Raw genomic sequence first — 16,095 nt, forward strand, 5'->3', positions numbered from 1 at the left:
GGGGGCGGGGGGGGCGCGGGTGGGGCGGCCTCTTCCGGCCGGGTGGGGGATACCCCCCCCCGGGGGGGGGGCCCGCGGGCCCCCGCGCGGCCGCCACGTCGCGTACGGTTCGGGGGACATCGTCCAGGGATCCCGTGGGAACGCCCGGACACCATGGCCCGAAGCGCCCGCGCCAGGGCCGCGGTGAGCCTGTGCCGTTACTCACAGCAATTCCAGGGACCTTCGGAGGGCCTCTCGGCAAGGACCATGGGTACAAGGTGAATGACAGGTTGCGCGCACATATGCGGCCGAGGACGCTCACCTTGCACTGCGGTAACCCCAAGTGGGACCATTTCGAAGTTCCCAGTCGCCACAAGGTAGGTCACCTGTGTCCCAGCACATAGCCAAGCCCCGTACCACCGCAGTGATCCTGGCCGGTGGAACCGGTCAGCGCGTGGGTCTGTCGATCCCCAAGCAGCTGCTGAAGATCGCCGGCAAGGCCGTCATCGAGCACACCCTGACCACCTTCGAGAAGGCCGACTCGATCGACGACGTCATCGTGCTGATGGCACCCGGATACGTCCCGGACATCGAGAAGATCGTCGCCAAGGCCGGGTTCACGAAGGTCAAGAAGATCATCGAGGGCGGCGCCACCCGCAACGAGACGACCGAGCGCGCCATCGAGGCCCTCGGCGAGGGCCTGGCCGAGGGCGAGGACCGCAACGTCCTCTTCCACGACGCCGTGCGTCCCCTGCTCTCGCAGCGCGTCATCGACGACTGCGTCATCGCGCTGGGGCGCTTCCAGGCCGTCGACGTCGCCATCCCGTCCGCGGACACCATCATCGTCACGCGCACCCACGGTGAGGACGGCGAGTTCATCACCGAGATCCCGGACCGCTCCCGCCTGCGCCGCGGCCAGACCCCGCAGGCCTTCAAGCTGTCCACGATCAAGCGCGCCTACGAGGTGGCCGCCGGCGACCCCAACTTCCAGGCCACGGACGACTGTTCCGTCGTGCTCAAGTACCTGCCGGACGTGCCGATCCACGTCGTCGCGGGTGACGAGTACAACATGAAGGTCACTCAGCCCGTCGACGTCTTCATCGCCGACAAGCTGTTCCAGCTCGCCTCCACCGCCGCCCCCGAGCAGGTGAGCGAGGAGGCGTACCGCGAGCTGCTCACCGGCAAGACCATCGTCGTCTTCGGCGGTTCGTACGGCATCGGCAAGGACATCGCCGAGCTCGCAGGGTCCTACGGCGCCAACGTCTACGCGCTGGGCCGCTCCACCACCGGCACCCACGTGGAGAACCCGGAGGAGGTCGACGACGCGCTGTCCAAGGCGTACGGCGAGACCGGCCGGATCGACTACGTCGTCAACACCGCCGGTGTGCTGCGCATAGGCAAGCTCGCCGAGACCGACAACGCCACCATCGAGGAGGCGCTGAAGGTCAACTACCTGGCCCCCGTGCAGATCGCGCGCTCCTCGTACAAGTACCTGTCCGAGACCAAGGGCCAGCTGCTCCTCTACACCTCCAGCAGCTACACCCGCGGCCGCGCCGAGTACAGCCTCTACTCCTCGACCAAGGCCGCCATGGTCAACCTCACCCAGGCGCTGTCCGACGAGTGGGCCGGTGACGGCATCCGCGTGAACTGCATCAACCCCGAGCGGACCGCCACCCCGATGCGCACCAAGGCCTTCGGCCAGGAGCCCGCGGGCTCGCTGCTCTCCTCCGAGGCCGTCGCCCGCACCTCGCTCGACGTCCTGCTCTCCGAGCTGACCGGACACGTCATCGACGTCCGCCAGCAGGACCCGACCGCGGCGGCGGGCAAGGCGTCCGGCTTCGAGCAGGCACTGGCCAGTGTTCTGGACCGCCAGGACGGCGTGGCATAATCAGCCGTCAATAGCCTTATGGAATTCAGGCCTCTGCGATTCTTTGTTCACAAAGAATTCACAGGGGCCTGAGTCCTTCCCTCTTCAGACCGGCCCCTCTCCCTGAGCAGGTTCTCCGTGATATCCACCGCTATTCGCGTCGCCCGGGTGGGCAGCGCGGCCGAGCTGGCCGCGGCGGTCCTCATGATGCTGGGATTCCCGGCACTCATGCTGGCCGCGCTCGTCCCGAGCATTCCCGCCTTCGCGGCGGCGGCCGCCGTGACATACCTGGCGGACCACTATCTGCACCGCAAGGGCAGCTACCTGGTCAACCGCCTCAGCAAGGTCCGGGCCGGTCTGTCGATCCGCTTCCTGATCAGGGAGCTCCTGCTGCTCCTGCTGCTCGCCCGGCTGAGCCTGGCGGACAACCTGGTCTACTACGGCGCGATCGCCTGCTTCATCGCCTTCTACGGCCTCCAGGCCCCGCACGGCGCGCTGGTCACCCTGATCCGCAACCGGCGCCGGATGCCGGTCGCCACCCGCAACGTCGACCTCGCCTCGCGCATCCGCATCCCGGACGCCCCGCCGCGCCGGCTGCTGCACCGCTCCGCCGAGAAGATGCTGCACCTCGACCTCGCGGCCGTCGCCGGCATCCTCGTCTCCGCCTGGCTGGAGAAGTCCGCCGTCGGCTTCGTCGGCATCGGCATCACGGTGGGCCTCGGTCTGCTCTACGTCCTCGCGCTCATGCCGTACGTGCGCGGCCGGAAGGTCCCGCCGAGGGTCGAGCTCGTCCTCGCCGCCATGGACGACTGGCTGCGCGCGTACCGGCCCGAGACGGTGCTGTACTTCTCCGGCTCCAAGGACTCCGCGTACCAGGTCAACATGTGGCTGGAGACCATGGAGCAGCTGGACACCAAGCCGCTGATCATCCTGCGCGAGCGCGCCATCCTGGCGAACCTGGCGCCCACCACGGTCCCCGTCGTCTGCGTGCCCGGCGGTGTGCACCTGATGAACCTGGACCTGAGCACCGTGCGGGTCGCCCTGTACGCGGCGAACGTCGGCAAGAACATCCACCTGCTGCGCGTGCCCACCATGAAGCACGTCTTCATCGGCCACGGCGACAGCGACAAGCTGGCCAGCGTCAACCCGTTCAGCAAGGTGTACGACGAGGTGTGGACCGCCGGGCGCGCGGGCCGCGACCGCTACGCCATAGCCGACGTGGGCGTCCGCGACGACGACATAGTGGAGGTCGGCCGCCCGCAGCTCGCCCCCATCCAGACCTGGCAGGGCGTCCCCGAGGGCCGTGTCCCGACCGTGCTGTACGCCCCCACCTGGGAGGGCTGGGACGGCAACCCCGGCAACACCTCGATCGTGCTCGCCGGTGAGAACATCGTGCGCAAGCTCGTCGCCGCCGACCCGCCGGTCCGCGTCCTGTACAAGCCGCACCCCTTCACCGGCACCGTCAGCAAGGAGGCCGGCGCCGCGCACCAGCGGATCACCGCCCTCGTCGAGCGTGCCGCCGCCGAGCGTGCCGCCGACCCGCGCTTCACCGCCGACATGGCCGACACGGCCGCGCAGGCCGCCGCCAAGGCCGAGCTGACGCGGATCGAGGCACGGCTGGCCGAGCTGTCCGGCAAGGCCGGCACCAGCGGCGACGAGGCCGAGGCCACCCGCGACGGGCTGCTCGACCCGGCCCGGCACGAGGAGGTCGCCCGGCTGCGCGCCGAGTGGAACGCCGCGTACTGGCGTTCCTTCCCGGCCCACGAGCACCGCGTCATCTCGGGCGCCGAGCCGCGCTTGTACGACTGCTTCAACGTCTCCGACGCGATGGTCTCCGACATCTCCAGCGTCGTCTCCGACTTCATCGCCAGCGGCAAGCCGTACGCCGTCACGGACTCCGCCGAGCTGGGCGTGGAGGAGTTCAAGCGGCAGAACACGGCCGTGCGCGCCGCGACGATCCTGTCGAACCGGGCGGAGCCGCTGGGCGAGCTGCTGGACGCGGTCCGCGACCCGTCCGCCGACGCGCTGGCCGCCGACCGCACCGAGCTGAAGCGCTACCTGCTCGGCCCGGACGAGCCGACATCCATCGAGCAGTTCAACGCGGCGGTGGCGGACCTGGCCATCAAGGCCGAGACCCGCAACGTCGGGCAGGAGTCGCGAGTGCCGGCCGTACCCGCACAGCGGGTCGCGGCGGCCGGGGACGATGTGACGGCCTAGCCCGGAAAAGCCCTCTCGCGGCCCCCGAGGAAAACATTTCCTCGGGGGCCGCGCCTTTTCTTTCGAATCTCTTACTTTTCCCGCCCGGTCATTTCCCGTCCCGCCTCCGCATTGTGATCTGACTCACCAAAATGCGCCTTTGAGGCAACCGTCCGTCATGGTCGGCCGTCTAGTAGGTAGCGAATGAGGCGATACAGGGGGAATATCCCATTGACGAGGGGGAAAAGTGGCGCAGCCTGATGTGTCAGTGATCATCGGGGCGTACGAAGCGATGCCGTATCTGGTCGAGTGCCTCGCGTCGGTCGAGGCACAGACCATCGACCCGGGGCGCATCGAGGTCATCACCGTCGACGACGGTTCGACGGACGGCACGGGGGAGTATCTGGAGGAGTTCGCGGCCCGGTCGGCCATGCCGGTGACCGTGATCAGGCAGGCGAACTCGGGAGGCCCGAGCGGCCCGCGCAACGTCGGTCTGGGGAAGGCCACGGGACGCTATGTGTTCTTCCTGGACGCCGACGACCGGCTCGGTCCCGAGGCGCTGGAACGCATGGTCGCGATGGCCGACCGCAACGGCACCGATGTGGTGCTCGGCCGGATCGAGGGCGTCAACCGCGGTGCGCCCAAGTCGATGTGGGGCCGGACGCTGGACCGTACCGACGTCTTCTCCTCCAACATCCGGTTCACGCTCAGCGCCCAGAAGCTGTTCCGCCGCGAACTGCTGACCCGGCACGGCATGCGCTTCGACGAGTCGCTGTGGACCGGCGAGGACGCGCTGTTCACCATGGAGGCGTACCTGCGGGCGGACGGGGTCTCCGTGATCGCCGACTACACCTGCTACTACCTGGTGGGCCGCGACGACGGCAAGCACGTGACGAAGAGCGGCGGTTACGAACTGCGCTTCGACTCCGCGCGTGCCCTGATGCACCTGATAGCCGAGCACCTGCCGGCGGGCGAGCGCCGCGACCTGCTCATGACGCGCCCCTTGGTCGTCACGCTGCTCCCGCAGTTCGGGCCCCGGTTCGCCAAGGACAGCGCAGAGGTCCGCCGGCACAAGCTCGAACTGGCCAAGCCCCTCATGGAGGCCTACTGGACCCCCGGCATCGCCGGCCGGCTCAAGGTCGAGGAGCGGCTGCGGCTGCACCTCGTGGCCGAGCAGCGGCCCGAACTCCTGCTGTCCGTGGCGAGGTTCCTCAAGGACAAGAAGCAGCCGGCGGCCCTCCTGGAGCGTGGCGGCCGCCGCCTCTACCTCGCCTACCCGCACTTCCGCGACGCCGCGGCCGGCGTCCCCGACTCGGTGTACCTCGCGGAAGCGCGCGAGGCCCGCGCCTACCCCGGATACCGGGAGGGCGGCGCGGGCTCGCTGCTGAGGAGGGCGGCGCGCAAGGCGCGGCGGTTGCTGAGATCCGCCGCCGCTACGGGTGGGCGCGCTGCGGCGGTGTAGCGGACCGCCGCTGGTCGGGGATCTCGGTGGGGACCTCCGCCGCCATCCGCTCCGCCATCCGCGCACGGTGCACCTGGGCCGCGGAGCACAGCGCCCGCACCGCCCGGTTGAAGCGCTCCTGCGCCGCCGGCTCGTCCGGGCCCAGCAGGTGCCGCTTCAACTCGGCCCGTTCCCCGGCCAGTTCGTCCTTCCCGGGCTGCCGCACCATGTCGAGCAGACCGGGCACCCCGGCCGCGTCCACGGTCAGCACGGTCGCCGCCCGCACGGTCGGGAAGGTCTTGCGGAACACGTCCTCCGCCAGACCGCTGGTGTTCGCCACCGCGTACGGCTTCCCGCTCGCCAGGAAGTCGCTGATCACACTCGACACATCGCTGATCAGCAGGTCCGCCTGGTTGAAGCAGGAGTACAGGGTGGGCCGGGCGTCGACGACGATCTGGTGCTCGCCCTCGGGCAGCGACGCCCAGTACGCCTCCTCCCAGGCGGCCGTGACCCGCGCCACCGCCTCGGCCCGCCCCGGCTCTGGTGCCGACTGGACCAGCATCCGCTCGACCTGGTCGGCGCCGGGCCGCCCGGCGAGCGTCGTCAGCCGGTCCAGCTCCCGGGTCAGCGTGGCGAGTTCCCCGGTGTCGCGGGGGCGGGGCACGGCCCGCTCCCGGTTCGCCGCCCGGATCAGCTCACGGATGCGCTCGTCGGCCGCCCCGGCCCGCGGATCCACCGAACCGGTCAGCGGATGCGGCTTGTACAGCACCCGCACCCCGGGGTCGGCGAGCAGCGCCCGCACCACGTTCTCGCCGGCCTCGATCACCGACGTGTTGCCCGGGTTGCCGTCCCAGCCCTCCCAGGTCGGCGCGTACAGCACCGTCGTCCAGGGCCCGGTGGGCGGCCCCTGGTACGGCAGTACGCCGTCCAGCTGCGGGCGGCCGATCTCCACGACGTCCTTGTCCTCGACGCCGACCTCGGCGTACGCGTACCGCTCACGGGCCGCGGGCCCGGCCACCCACACCTCGTCGTACGCCTTCGCGTACGGGTTGCAGGACGACAGCTTGTCGCTCTCCCCGTGGTTGACGAAGGTGTGCTTCAGCGTGGGGATGCGCAGGACCTGCGAGGTCTTCCCCGAGTTCGAGGGGTGGATGAGGATCTGGAGGGACGACTCCTCCAGGCGCAGCAGCGTGGACACCTTCGGCAGGCACAGGATCGGCACGTCGGTCGGCGCGATCTTCTGCACCATGAACCGCTCGCGCAGCACGATCAGCGGCCGGCCCTCCAGCTTCGCGAGCGGCTCCAGCCACATGTTCGCCTGGTACGCCGACGACGCGCCGCCGGAGAAGTACAGCCCGGCCGTCGGCCGGTACTCCGCCAGCCAGGCGTCCAGCCACTCCAGCGCCTGCCGCTCACCGACCGGGCGGCGGCTCGGCAGCAGCCGCAGCAGCAGGTCGGACAGGCCCAGGACGGCCAGCCCCAGGGACAGGGCGACACCGAGGGCCGCGCACCGGGGATCGCCGTTGGCCGCCGTGACGAGCAGGCCCAGCGTGGCCGGCAGCCCGAACAGCAGCAGACGGGGGCCGGGGCGGCGCAGCAGCAGCGGCGGCGCGGGGGACAGGCGCAGCGCCGAGGCGTCGATGTTGCGGGTGACGACCGGGAGCGTGCGGGTGCGGCGGACCAGCACCGACACGGCCTGGATCGCGCAGTGCAGGGCGTAGAAGGCGAGCAGGCCCCCGACGAGCGGGGTGTACAGCGGCTCCTGCTGCTCGCCGAGCCGCAGCAGGGCCACGACGAGCAGCAGGTCCCGCAGCACGTGGCGCACGGTGATGTCCGCGTGCGACTTGGCGAACGCCGTCAGCACGACGCGCTGCCAGCGCAGCAGCACCCCCTCGACGGCCAGGGACACCGCCGTCGCGGCGAGCAGCAGCGGGACGTGCGGGCGCAGCGCCGCGCCGGCCTGGACGCAGAAGGCGGCGGCCAGCAGGGCCGTGACGAGTGCTCCCGCCGGGACGCGGGACAGGGGTGCGGGCAACGCGGGTCACTCCAAGGTCGGCGCGGGACGTCGTGCGTCCGGTTCAACGCGCGGTGACCCGGAGACGACACGCTCGTACCGCCGAGCGCCCCTGGAGTGATCGTGATGCCGTGGGGCGCCTACGGGGTCAGCAGCACCAGGTCGTCGCGGTGGACGACCTCCCGCTCGTACTCCGCGCCCAGCTCCCGGGCCAGTTCGCGGGTCGAGCGGCCGAGCAGCTGGGGGATCTCCTTGGCGTCGAAGTTGACGAGGCCGCGGGCGACCGCGTGCCCGGTGCGGTCGCGCAGCTCCACAGGGTCGCCCGCGCTGAACTCGCCCTCCACGGCGGCGATCCCGGCCGGCAGCAGCGACTTGCGGCGTTCGACGACCGCGCGGACCGCGCCGTCGTCCAGGGTCAGCGAGCCCTGCGGGGTGGAGGCGTGCTGGAGCCAGAGCAGGCGGTCGGCGGAGCGCTTGCCGGTGGCGTGGAAGTACGTGCCGGTGTCACCGCCGGACAGCGCCTCGGCGGCGTGGACCGCGCTGGTGAGGACCACGGGGATACCGGCGGCGGCGGCGATGCGGGCCGCCTCGACCTTGGTGACCATGCCGCCGGTGCCGACGCCGGCCTTGCCGGCGCTGCCGATCTCGACGTCGGCGAGGTCCTGCGGACCGTGCACCTCCGCTATCCGCGAGGTCCCCGGCCTGCTGGGGTCGCCGTCGTACACGCCGTCCACGTCGGACAGGAGCACCAGCAGGTCGGCGTGGACGAGATGGGCGACGAGGGCGGCGAGCCGGTCGTTGTCGCCGAAGCGGATCTCGTCCGTGGCGACGGTGTCGTTCTCGTTGACGATCGGGAAGGCCCCCATCGCCAGCAGCTTGTCGAGGGTGCGCGAGGCGTTGCGGTGGTGGGCGCGGCGGCTCATGTCGTCGCTGGTGAGCAGCACCTGTCCGACGCGGACGCCGTAGCGCGCGAACGAGGCGGTGTAGCGGGCGACGAGCAGGCCCTGGCCGACGCTCGCGGCGGCCTGCTGGCGGGCGAGGTCCCGGGGGCGGCGGCGCAGTCCCAGCGGGGCGAGGCCGGCGGCGATGGCGCCGGAGGAGACGAGGACGATCTCCCGCTCCCCGCCGCTGCGGCTCTTGGCGAGGACGTCGACCAGCGCGTCCACCCGGTCGGCGTCCAGGCCGCCGGACGCGGTGGTCAGCGACGACGAGCCCACCTTGACGACGATCCTGCGGGCCTCGTGCACGGCCTGCCTTGCCCCTGCCACCGCTGCTCTTTTCCCTCGTGCGCCGGTTTCCCCTTCCGGCAATCTACGCGAAGGGGATCGTGGGGCGCTCGGGCATTCCAGCTCCCGGACAGGGCGGGCGGTAACCGCTTGCTCACAACCCGCGTACGGCCAAAAGGTTGCGCCGGTTGCCTATGGAAATCAAAGATGCGGTAAATCTAGGGTGACGTCGTGTCACACGCTCCCCAGGATCACCGCAGCACACGGCGTCTTCTCATCCGTTCGGGCAAGACTCCCTACGACGTCGTCCCCGTCGAGGAGGCGCTCGAACAGGACGTCATCGCCACCAACTCCGGCAACCTGATCTTCAGTGACGCCACCCACAAGATCCTCGAGACCCCGCGCACGGAAGTCGTCTCCAACGGCATCCGCACCGACGTCTCGGCGGCGGGCCGGATCAACGAGGAGTTCGACGCCTTCGTCATCCCGTTGGCGAACGCGTTCCGGCCGTCGTTCGAGGCGCAGCTGACGCGGCTCACCCGGCTGATCGAGAGGCTGCGCATCCCCGTGGTCGTGGTCGGCGTCGGCGCGCAGGCCGGGCTCGGCTACAACGCGGCACGGCTGAAGGGCATCGAGCCCGCCGTGCGCGCGTTCGTCTCCGCGGTGCTGGACCGCAGCGCCTCGATCGGCGTGCGCGGCGAGTTCACCGAGAAGTACCTCAACGACCTCGGCTTCCGGGACGTCGAGGTCATCGGCTGCCCGTCGCTGTTCCTGTACGGCAAGGAACTCACGATCACCAAGAAGGAGCCGGCCCTCGGCCCCGGCTCCCGGATCGCCGTCAACGGCTCGCACAGCGCCGTGAAGTCGCAGGGTCTGGACCGGGTCCTGAAGCGGGCCCACGCGCGCTATCCGCACCTGCGCTTCATCGGGCAGAACCTCAGCGACGCCCGGCAGCTGTACTGGCGTGACCTGTCCGACCCGAACGGCCTGGTCACCGCGATGCCGACGCATCCCGAACACCCGATGTACCAGGAGGACAAGGTCCGCGTCTACATCGACCCGGTCACCTGGATCGACGACCTGCGCGGCTTCGACTTCTCCTTCGGCTCCCGCATCCACGGCAACATCGCCGCGCTGCTCGCCGGCACCCCGGCGACCGTGCTGTGCGGGGACTCGCGGACGCTGGAGCTGTGCCGGTACTTCGGCATCCCGCACCGCCGGATCGACAAACTGCCCGAGGACCTGGACCCGGCGTCGCTGTACGAGGAGGCCGACTTCGGCTCCCTGATGAGCGGCCACCAGGACCGCTTCGAGCGGTTCACGGCGTTTCTGGACCGCAACGGCCTGGAGAACACCTTCACGCACGGCGACGGCGGCGCCGCCTTCGACGAGCGGATGCGGTCGCTGACTTTCCCGGCGGGCATCCGCCCCTGGAACGAGGCCGACCTCGCCTCGCTGGCCGGCCGGTTCGCCTTCCTGCAGCGCCGGGTCGGTGAACTCGCCAAGGACAACGAGCGGTTGCGGCGCGACCTGGCCAGGACCACGACCGGCGGCGGGGCGCTCCCGACGTCGGTCTACCGGCGGGCGCGGCGGGTGGTGGGCGCCCCGATCCGTAGGGCGCTGCAGTCCGGCCGTTAGGCCGTGTCCGTGGAGTCCCGCCTGCCGTCCGGCGGGCGGCACGCCCCGCCGCCGTGCCGGACGGCCGAAAACAGGGGGAACACCCCGTTGTGAACGTCGTCATGAGGTGGACGTTCCGCAAAACCGCCCCGCGAGCCCTTGCGGCCTGCTCAACTTTGTCTCACGGACACATTCCGCCGACCGTCCGGTCGGTCACTGCGTGAAGGAGGCCGTCGTGAGACGAGTGCGCCCTGGGACGGCGCCCCGCAGTGCCGGTGGGGGCTCGTCCCGCGCGGCCGGTGAGGAGCGCGCCTTGACGAGCGTCGCGGCCGGCGACCGGTTCGATCAGCCCGAGGACCTGCCCCGCCTGTGGCACGTCACCCTCAGCGTCTCCGGCAAGGAGGCGCCGCTGAAGGACGTCCGCCGCTCGCTCGAACAGCTGGCCCACGACCACCCCTTTCTGCTGACCAGCCGGTACGCGAACGACCACGCGGAGATCCGCTACTGGGAGGAGGCCCGCGACCTGCACGACGCGGCCGCCGTCGCGCTGCGCCTGTGGGGCGAGCACCGCCAGAGCGCGGGCCTGCCGCCGTGGGAGATCGTCGGCCTCGAGGTCATCGACCGGGAGACCTACCACCAGCGCCTCGCCGAGGGGTACGGACCGCTTCCGGCCACACCGGTGGGCGTCCATCCCTTCTGACCGCCACCCGGGCCGGGGAGGCGCCCCGCGGGTCCCGTCTCGCGGTGCGGAACACGCACGGTTACCGCGCTGCGGGCGCACTACCCTTCCTTCCATGACCTCGCTCTCCCCGTACGACGCCATGACCCCGGTCACCCAGGCCGCCTACCGCGCCAAGGCCGCCGCGGCCGACCTGGCCCCCCTGCCGCGGGCCGAGAAGGACGACGCGCTGCTGGCCATCGCGGACGCCCTGGAGGTCCGCACCAGCGAGATCGTCGAGGCGAACGCCAAGGACATCGCCAAGGCCCGCGAGGCCGGCACCAGTGAGGCGATCGTCGACCGGCTCACCCTCACCCCCGAGCGGGTCCGGGCCATCGCTTCCGACGTGCGGGACGTCGTGGCGCTGCCCGACCCGGTCGGCGAGGTCGTCCGCGGCTCGACCCTGCCCAACGGCATCGACCTGCGCCAGGTCCGCGTCCCGCTGGGCGTCGTCGGGATCATCTACGAGGCCCGCCCGAACGTCACCGTGGACGCCGCCGCCCTCTGCCTGAAGTCCGGCAACGCCGTGCTGCTGCGCGGCTCGGCCTCCGCGTACGAGTCGAACTCCGCGCTGGTCCGGGTGATCCGTGACGCCGTCGGCGGCGCCGGGCTGCCCGCCGACGCCGTGCAGCTGGTGCCGGGCGAGAGCCGGGAGAGCGTGCGCGAGCTGATGCGGGCCCGCGGCCTGGTCGACGTGCTGATCCCGCGCGGCGGCGCCTCGCTGATCCAGACGGTCGTCGCCGAGTCCACCGTCCCGGTGATCGAGACCGGCACCGGCAACTGCCACGTCTACGTCGACGCCCACGCCGACCTCGACATGGCCATCGACATCCTGATCAACTCCAAGGCCCAGCGCGTCAGCGTCTGCAACGCCGCCGAGACCCTCCTCGTCCACCAGGACATCGCGCCGGAGTTCCTGCCGCGCGCCCTGGACGCCCTCGCGGAGGCCGGCGTGACCGTGCACGCCGACGACAGGGTCATGGCGTACGCCAAGGACTCCAAGGCCACCGTCGTCGAGGCGACCGCCGAGGACTGGGAGACCGAGTACCTCTCGTACGACATCGCCGCCGCGGTCGTGGACTCGCTGGAGCGGGCGGTCGAGCACATCCGCCTGTGGACCTCCGGCCACACCGAGGCCATCGTCACCACCTCGCAGCAGGCCGCCCGCCGCTTCACCCAACTGGTCGACTCCACCACGGTCGCGGTGAACGCCTCCACCCGGTTCACGGACGGCGGTCAGTTCGGCTTCGGCGCGGAGATCGGCATCTCCACCCAGAAGCTGCACGCGCGCGGTCCGATGGGACTGCCCGAGCTGACCAGCACGAAGTACATCGTCACAGGCGACGGGCACATCCGGCGCTGATCCGAGGCCCTCTCCGGCCCGGCCGTCAGGCGCCCGCGAGGTCCTCGGGGGCGCCCGGCGCACGGCCGGGGCATATGCGTCCGACACGCGCCCCGTGCACGCGTCCGTGCCACGGGAAAGGCGTCTCAGCAGGCGGATGAATTTCCATACCGTCTGCCCAAAATGACCCCCCAGGTCTACTCTGGATCCGTGCCGGAGGACGTGGGGGGCACGCCGTTCCCGGACGGCTGGGAGCCCGACGACGACCACGACCGCGGGGTGTCGGACGAAGAGTTCGCCTCCGTGGTCTTCGACGAGGCCTTCGTACGTGCGGCCGTGGTGCACGAGCCGACCGCCGTCGAGCGCCTCCTGGCCGCCGCTCAGGCGAGAGCCGAGGCCTCCGAGGCGGAGGCCCGCCGGGCCGTCGGCCGCGGCGACCGGTTCGACGAGGCCTACGGCGAGCTCACCGGCTTCGGCCACGACCCGGACTTCGACGACCTGTACGACCGCGACCTCCCCGAGGACGGTTACGGCGGCTCCGGGGCGTTCGGCAAGCAGGTCCGCTGGCATCGCCCGGTCGCCTGGGTCCTCGCCGTCGTGATGGGCGTCGGCATGGTCGCGCTGGCCTTCGCCGCCGTCTACCGGGGCGCCTCCTCCAGCAGTGGCGACCAGGCGCCGGTCCCCGCCACCACCGGACTGGAGCAGGACGGCGGACCGGTGCCCTCGGCCTCCGCCGACTACTCCCGGCCGGCCGTCTCGGCGATCCCGCGCACCCCCTAGGCCGACCGGCCGAATCTGGTGAGAACCTGTCAGAAGTTGGCCTGTGGACGGGCGTTTACCCAGGCTCCGCGAGACCTACCCTGAAGATATGGGAGGGTCAGGAGACCCACCGGAGGGGACACCCGAAGGCGGCCCCGGAGGTGGCGAGGACGAATACCGGTCCGTCGTCTTCGACGAATCGTTCGTGCAGGCTGCCCGCCTCCAGGAGTTCTCCGCCCGGGAGCGCATCACCGACCACGCCCCCGCCGTCCGCCGCCTCCCGCCGCTGCGCAAGAGACTGTCCCGGCAGGCCCTGGTCCTCGTCCTGCTGATGGCCGTCGCCTTCGGCACCGCGATCTACATGGGCGTACGGCACCCCTACCAGACCCCCGACGGCTCCGGGCCGCCCGCCGAGCCGCTGCGGATGACCGTCATCCCGCTCGCCCCCCGCGGCGAGGTGCCCGGAGCGGGCGACACCGACCTGCTGTACGCGCGCAGCCCCGCCGCGCAGTTCCGCATCGGCGCCGAGGGCATCCCGCTGCCCGCCGCCCGGCGCACCGCGCACTTCTCGGACAGCCAGGTCACGGGTGCGCTGTCGATCGCCAAGGACTACATCGTGCGGTCCGCCCTCTACCCCGAGGTGCTGACCGGCGACCAGACCCGCCCGGTGCGGGTGCTCCTCGACTCCGACCAACTGGACCAGTTCGACCGGAGCTTCACCCATCCGGCCCCGGACGGACGGCACGCGCCGACCGGATGGCTGGTGCGCTTCGACGCCTCCCAGGCGGAACTCGCGGACCGCAGGATCCGGGTGCAGGGCACCCTCCAGGCGGCCGAGACCGACGCCACCACGCTGGAGGTCACCGCCGACCACACCTTCGTCTACGCCCTGCGCCCCGTGCGCGAGGCCACCGGCGGACGGAAGGCCGACGCCTCGCTGTTCACCCTGCGGCGGGAGCTGCAGTTCCGGTTCGACCGCGAGGACCTGCGGCTGCACCAGGCTCAGCTCGTCGTCTCCTACGTCCAGGCCGGACCGCTGTCCTGCGCCGAGGACTCCGTGAACCGGCTCCACCCGCTGCTGGCCGGCCAGACCGCCAAGGAGGGCGGACCGGCCGGGACCGACCCCTACGCCACCGGCGGGGCGACGGCCCTGTGCGGCTCGCTGGCGCCGGGGTCCCAGCCGAAGGTGTGAGCCGCCCGCCTCAGGCCGTGCCACCCGCGGCGCCGTCCCCGTCCTCGCGCGCGGGCCCGTCCTTCGGGGCCGAGCCCGTGAAGCCGCCGAAGCCCCTGCGCACCCGGCCGCCCAGGTCGCCCGCGCCGCCGGCGATGTCCGAGACCAGCTTCATCAGCGGGTCCTTGGACGACTTCACATGGTCGGCGTAGTGGGACGCCGACTCACGGAAGGAGTCGGTCACCGAGGTGTCCTTGTCCTCGGAGCGGCGCGGGTAGTGGCCGTCCATGATCCGCTGGAAGTCGCGGGACTCGGCCCACCGCTTCAGCTCGGCCGCGCGGACCGTGGTGAAGGGGTGCGAGCGGGGCAGCACGTTCAGGATCTTCAGGACCGAGTCGCGCAGGTCGCCGCCAGCCTCGTACTCCTCGGCCTGCTTCAGGAAGGCGTCCACGTTCATCTCGTGCAGATGGTGGCCGCCCGCGAGCTTCATCAGACCGCGCATCGACGCCTGGAGGTCCTGGCCGACGAGCAGGCCCGCCCGGTCCGCGGACAGCTCCGACTTACGGAACCACTCCCGCAGGCTCGTCACGATCGCCATGATCGCCAGGTTGCCCAGCGGGATCCAGGCGACCCGGACCGCGAGGCTGGTCAGGAACAGCAGGATCGTGCGGTACACCGAGTGACCGGAGAGCGCGTGGCCCGCCTCGTGGCCCACGACGGCCCGCATCTCCTCCTCGTCGAGCAGCTCCAGCAGCCCTGTCGTCACGACGATGACCGGCTCGTCCAGGCCGATGCACATCGCGTTGGGGACCGGGTCCTGGTTGACGTACATCGGGGGGACCTTCTCCAGGTCCAGGATGTAGCAGGCGTCCCGCAGCATGTCGTTCAGGTGCGCGAACTGCTCGTCGGAGACCCGGACCGAGTCCGACAGGAACAGCAGTCGCAGACTGCGCTCGGGCAGCAGGCCGCTGAGCGCCTTGAACACCGTGTCGAAGCCGGTGAGCTTGCGCAGGGCCACCAGGGCGGAGCGGTCCGCCGGGTGCTCGTACGCCCGCGAGGAGATCCCCGGGAAACGGGTGCGCCGCCTGCTCGGCACCTGCTCGTGCCCGCTGTGCTCGTGGCCGTCGGACATGTCTTTCCCCCATGTGCGTGTGTGGCCCTTTGCGGACCCTTGTGCGGCCCTTTGCGTCCCCGAGGATGGGCCCAGCCTAGGCGGAGTTACCGTGGACGGGCACTACAGCGAAGGAGTTCGGCGTCATGGAGCACACCACCGCGGCCGTATGGCTCACCGAGGCCGCACGCGCGGCCGAGCAGCCGGGGTCGGGCAATCTGCTGCGGATCGTGCTGATCGTGATGGTCGTGGGCTGTGTGCTGACCGCGTGGTTCCTGCTGCGGGGCTACAGGCAGAAGGACGACTGAGCCGCGGCGAAGGTTCCCCCGGGGCGGGCCGGAGCGTCACCAACGGTGGAGTCGGCGTGATCGCCGTCATGGCAGCCGCATACGATGAGCCGACGTCTTTATCCCGCCCACACCGATAGGTCACGCCGAAGATGAGCTTCCACAGCGCAGCTGCCCAGTTGGTCACTCTCGCCGCCGAGGGCGAGGAGCACGGCGGCAACCACAACAGCATCAGCCCGCTGCTCACCGGCGGCGGCGCCTTCGTCATCCTCCTCGTGCTGCTGTGGGTCACCACCCGCTTCAACCGCGACCGCTGATCCCGGCCGGCCTCCAGGCTCCGCCCGCGCGACCGCCGGCCGGAGCTCTC

At 71.1% G+C, this 16,095-nt stretch carries 13 protein-coding genes; 10 read left to right on the plus strand and 3 right to left on the minus strand.

The window, feature by feature from the left end; translation table 11 throughout:
* Window positions 1-367: 367 nt before the first annotated feature.
* The 3 genes from ACFRAC_RS02240 to ACFRAC_RS02250 all read left to right on the plus strand — a co-directional run bounded on the left by ACFRAC_RS02240 (window position 368) and on the right by ACFRAC_RS02250 (window position 5,504).
* Entirely contained in the window at window positions 368-1,867 is a 1,500-nt protein-coding gene (locus tag ACFRAC_RS02240) for an SDR family NAD(P)-dependent oxidoreductase (RefSeq protein WP_382919611.1), read from the plus strand.
* A gap of 147 nt (window positions 1,868-2,014) precedes the next feature.
* Window positions 2,015-4,063 carry a hypothetical protein gene (locus ACFRAC_RS02245; RefSeq protein WP_382919915.1) on the plus strand — a complete coding sequence of 683 codons (2,049 nt, stop codon included), beginning with the start codon at window positions 2,015-2,017 and terminating at the stop codon, window positions 4,061-4,063.
* A gap of 271 nt (window positions 4,064-4,334) precedes the next feature.
* On the plus strand, window positions 4,335-5,504 hold the full coding sequence (locus tag ACFRAC_RS02250) for a glycosyltransferase family 2 protein (protein ID WP_382919916.1): 1,170 nt from the start codon (window positions 4,335-4,337) through the stop codon (window positions 5,502-5,504).
* Here ACFRAC_RS02250 and ACFRAC_RS02255 read toward each other — a convergent pair.
* Together ACFRAC_RS02255 and proB are read right to left on the minus strand one after the other, a co-directional pair.
* On the minus strand, window positions 5,476-7,518 hold the full coding sequence (locus ACFRAC_RS02255; protein ID WP_382919613.1) for a hypothetical protein: 2,043 nt from the start codon (window positions 7,516-7,518) through the stop codon (window positions 5,476-5,478). The two genes, ACFRAC_RS02250 and ACFRAC_RS02255, sit on opposite strands and share 29 nt — an antisense overlap.
* 119 nt (window positions 7,519-7,637) lie before the next feature.
* Window positions 7,638-8,744 carry a glutamate 5-kinase gene (gene proB, locus ACFRAC_RS02260; RefSeq protein ID WP_382919918.1) on the minus strand — a complete coding sequence of 369 codons (1,107 nt, stop codon included), beginning with the start codon at window positions 8,742-8,744 and terminating at the stop codon, window positions 7,638-7,640.
* 210 nt (window positions 8,745-8,954) lie between these two features.
* Between proB and ACFRAC_RS02265 the strand changes: the two genes are divergently transcribed.
* The 5 genes from ACFRAC_RS02265 (at window position 8,955) to ACFRAC_RS02285 (ending at window position 14,351) form a co-directional block, all read left to right on the plus strand.
* Window positions 8,955-10,361 carry a polysaccharide pyruvyl transferase family protein gene (locus tag ACFRAC_RS02265; RefSeq protein ID WP_382919615.1) on the plus strand — a complete coding sequence of 469 codons (1,407 nt, stop codon included), beginning with the start codon at window positions 8,955-8,957 and terminating at the stop codon, window positions 10,359-10,361.
* Window positions 10,362-10,584: 223 nt separating this feature from the next.
* Window positions 10,585-11,040 carry a hypothetical protein gene (locus ACFRAC_RS02270; RefSeq protein ID WP_382919919.1) on the plus strand — a complete coding sequence of 152 codons (456 nt, stop codon included), beginning with the start codon at window positions 10,585-10,587 and terminating at the stop codon, window positions 11,038-11,040.
* Window positions 11,041-11,134: 94 nt separating this feature from the next.
* A complete protein-coding gene (locus ACFRAC_RS02275; RefSeq protein WP_382919617.1) occupies window positions 11,135-12,421 on the plus strand; it encodes a glutamate-5-semialdehyde dehydrogenase in 1,287 nt (428 codons plus the stop codon).
* Between the two features lie 162 nt (window positions 12,422-12,583).
* Window positions 12,584-13,180: a hypothetical protein gene (locus ACFRAC_RS02280; protein ID WP_361339294.1), complete on the plus strand. Its 597-nt coding sequence runs from the start codon at window positions 12,584-12,586 to the stop codon at window positions 13,178-13,180.
* Window positions 13,181-13,268: 88 nt separating this feature from the next.
* Window positions 13,269-14,351, plus strand: a complete 1,083-nt coding sequence (locus tag ACFRAC_RS02285) for a hypothetical protein (RefSeq protein WP_382919619.1) — start codon at window positions 13,269-13,271, stop codon at window positions 14,349-14,351.
* 10 nt (window positions 14,352-14,361) lie between these two features.
* On the opposite strand, the gene ACFRAC_RS02290 is transcribed toward ACFRAC_RS02285, so the two are convergent.
* A complete protein-coding gene (locus ACFRAC_RS02290) occupies window positions 14,362-15,462 on the minus strand; it encodes a M48 family metallopeptidase (RefSeq protein WP_382919621.1) in 1,101 nt (366 codons plus the stop codon).
* Between the two features lie 125 nt (window positions 15,463-15,587).
* On the opposite strand from ACFRAC_RS02290, the gene ACFRAC_RS02295 reads away from it, so the two are divergent.
* Together ACFRAC_RS02295 and ACFRAC_RS02300 are read left to right on the plus strand one after the other, a co-directional pair.
* Entirely contained in the window at window positions 15,588-15,749 is a 162-nt protein-coding gene (locus ACFRAC_RS02295) for a hypothetical protein (protein ID WP_382919623.1), read from the plus strand.
* Window positions 15,750-15,880: 131 nt separating this feature from the next.
* Window positions 15,881-16,045, plus strand: a complete 165-nt coding sequence (locus tag ACFRAC_RS02300) for a hypothetical protein (protein ID WP_361339306.1) — start codon at window positions 15,881-15,883, stop codon at window positions 16,043-16,045.
* The last annotated feature ends 50 nt before the right edge of the window (window positions 16,046-16,095 follow it).

This window comes from Streptomyces sp. NPDC056628 (genome assembly GCF_042792555.1).
GTDB lineage: Bacteria > Actinomycetota > Actinomycetes > Streptomycetales > Streptomycetaceae > Streptomyces.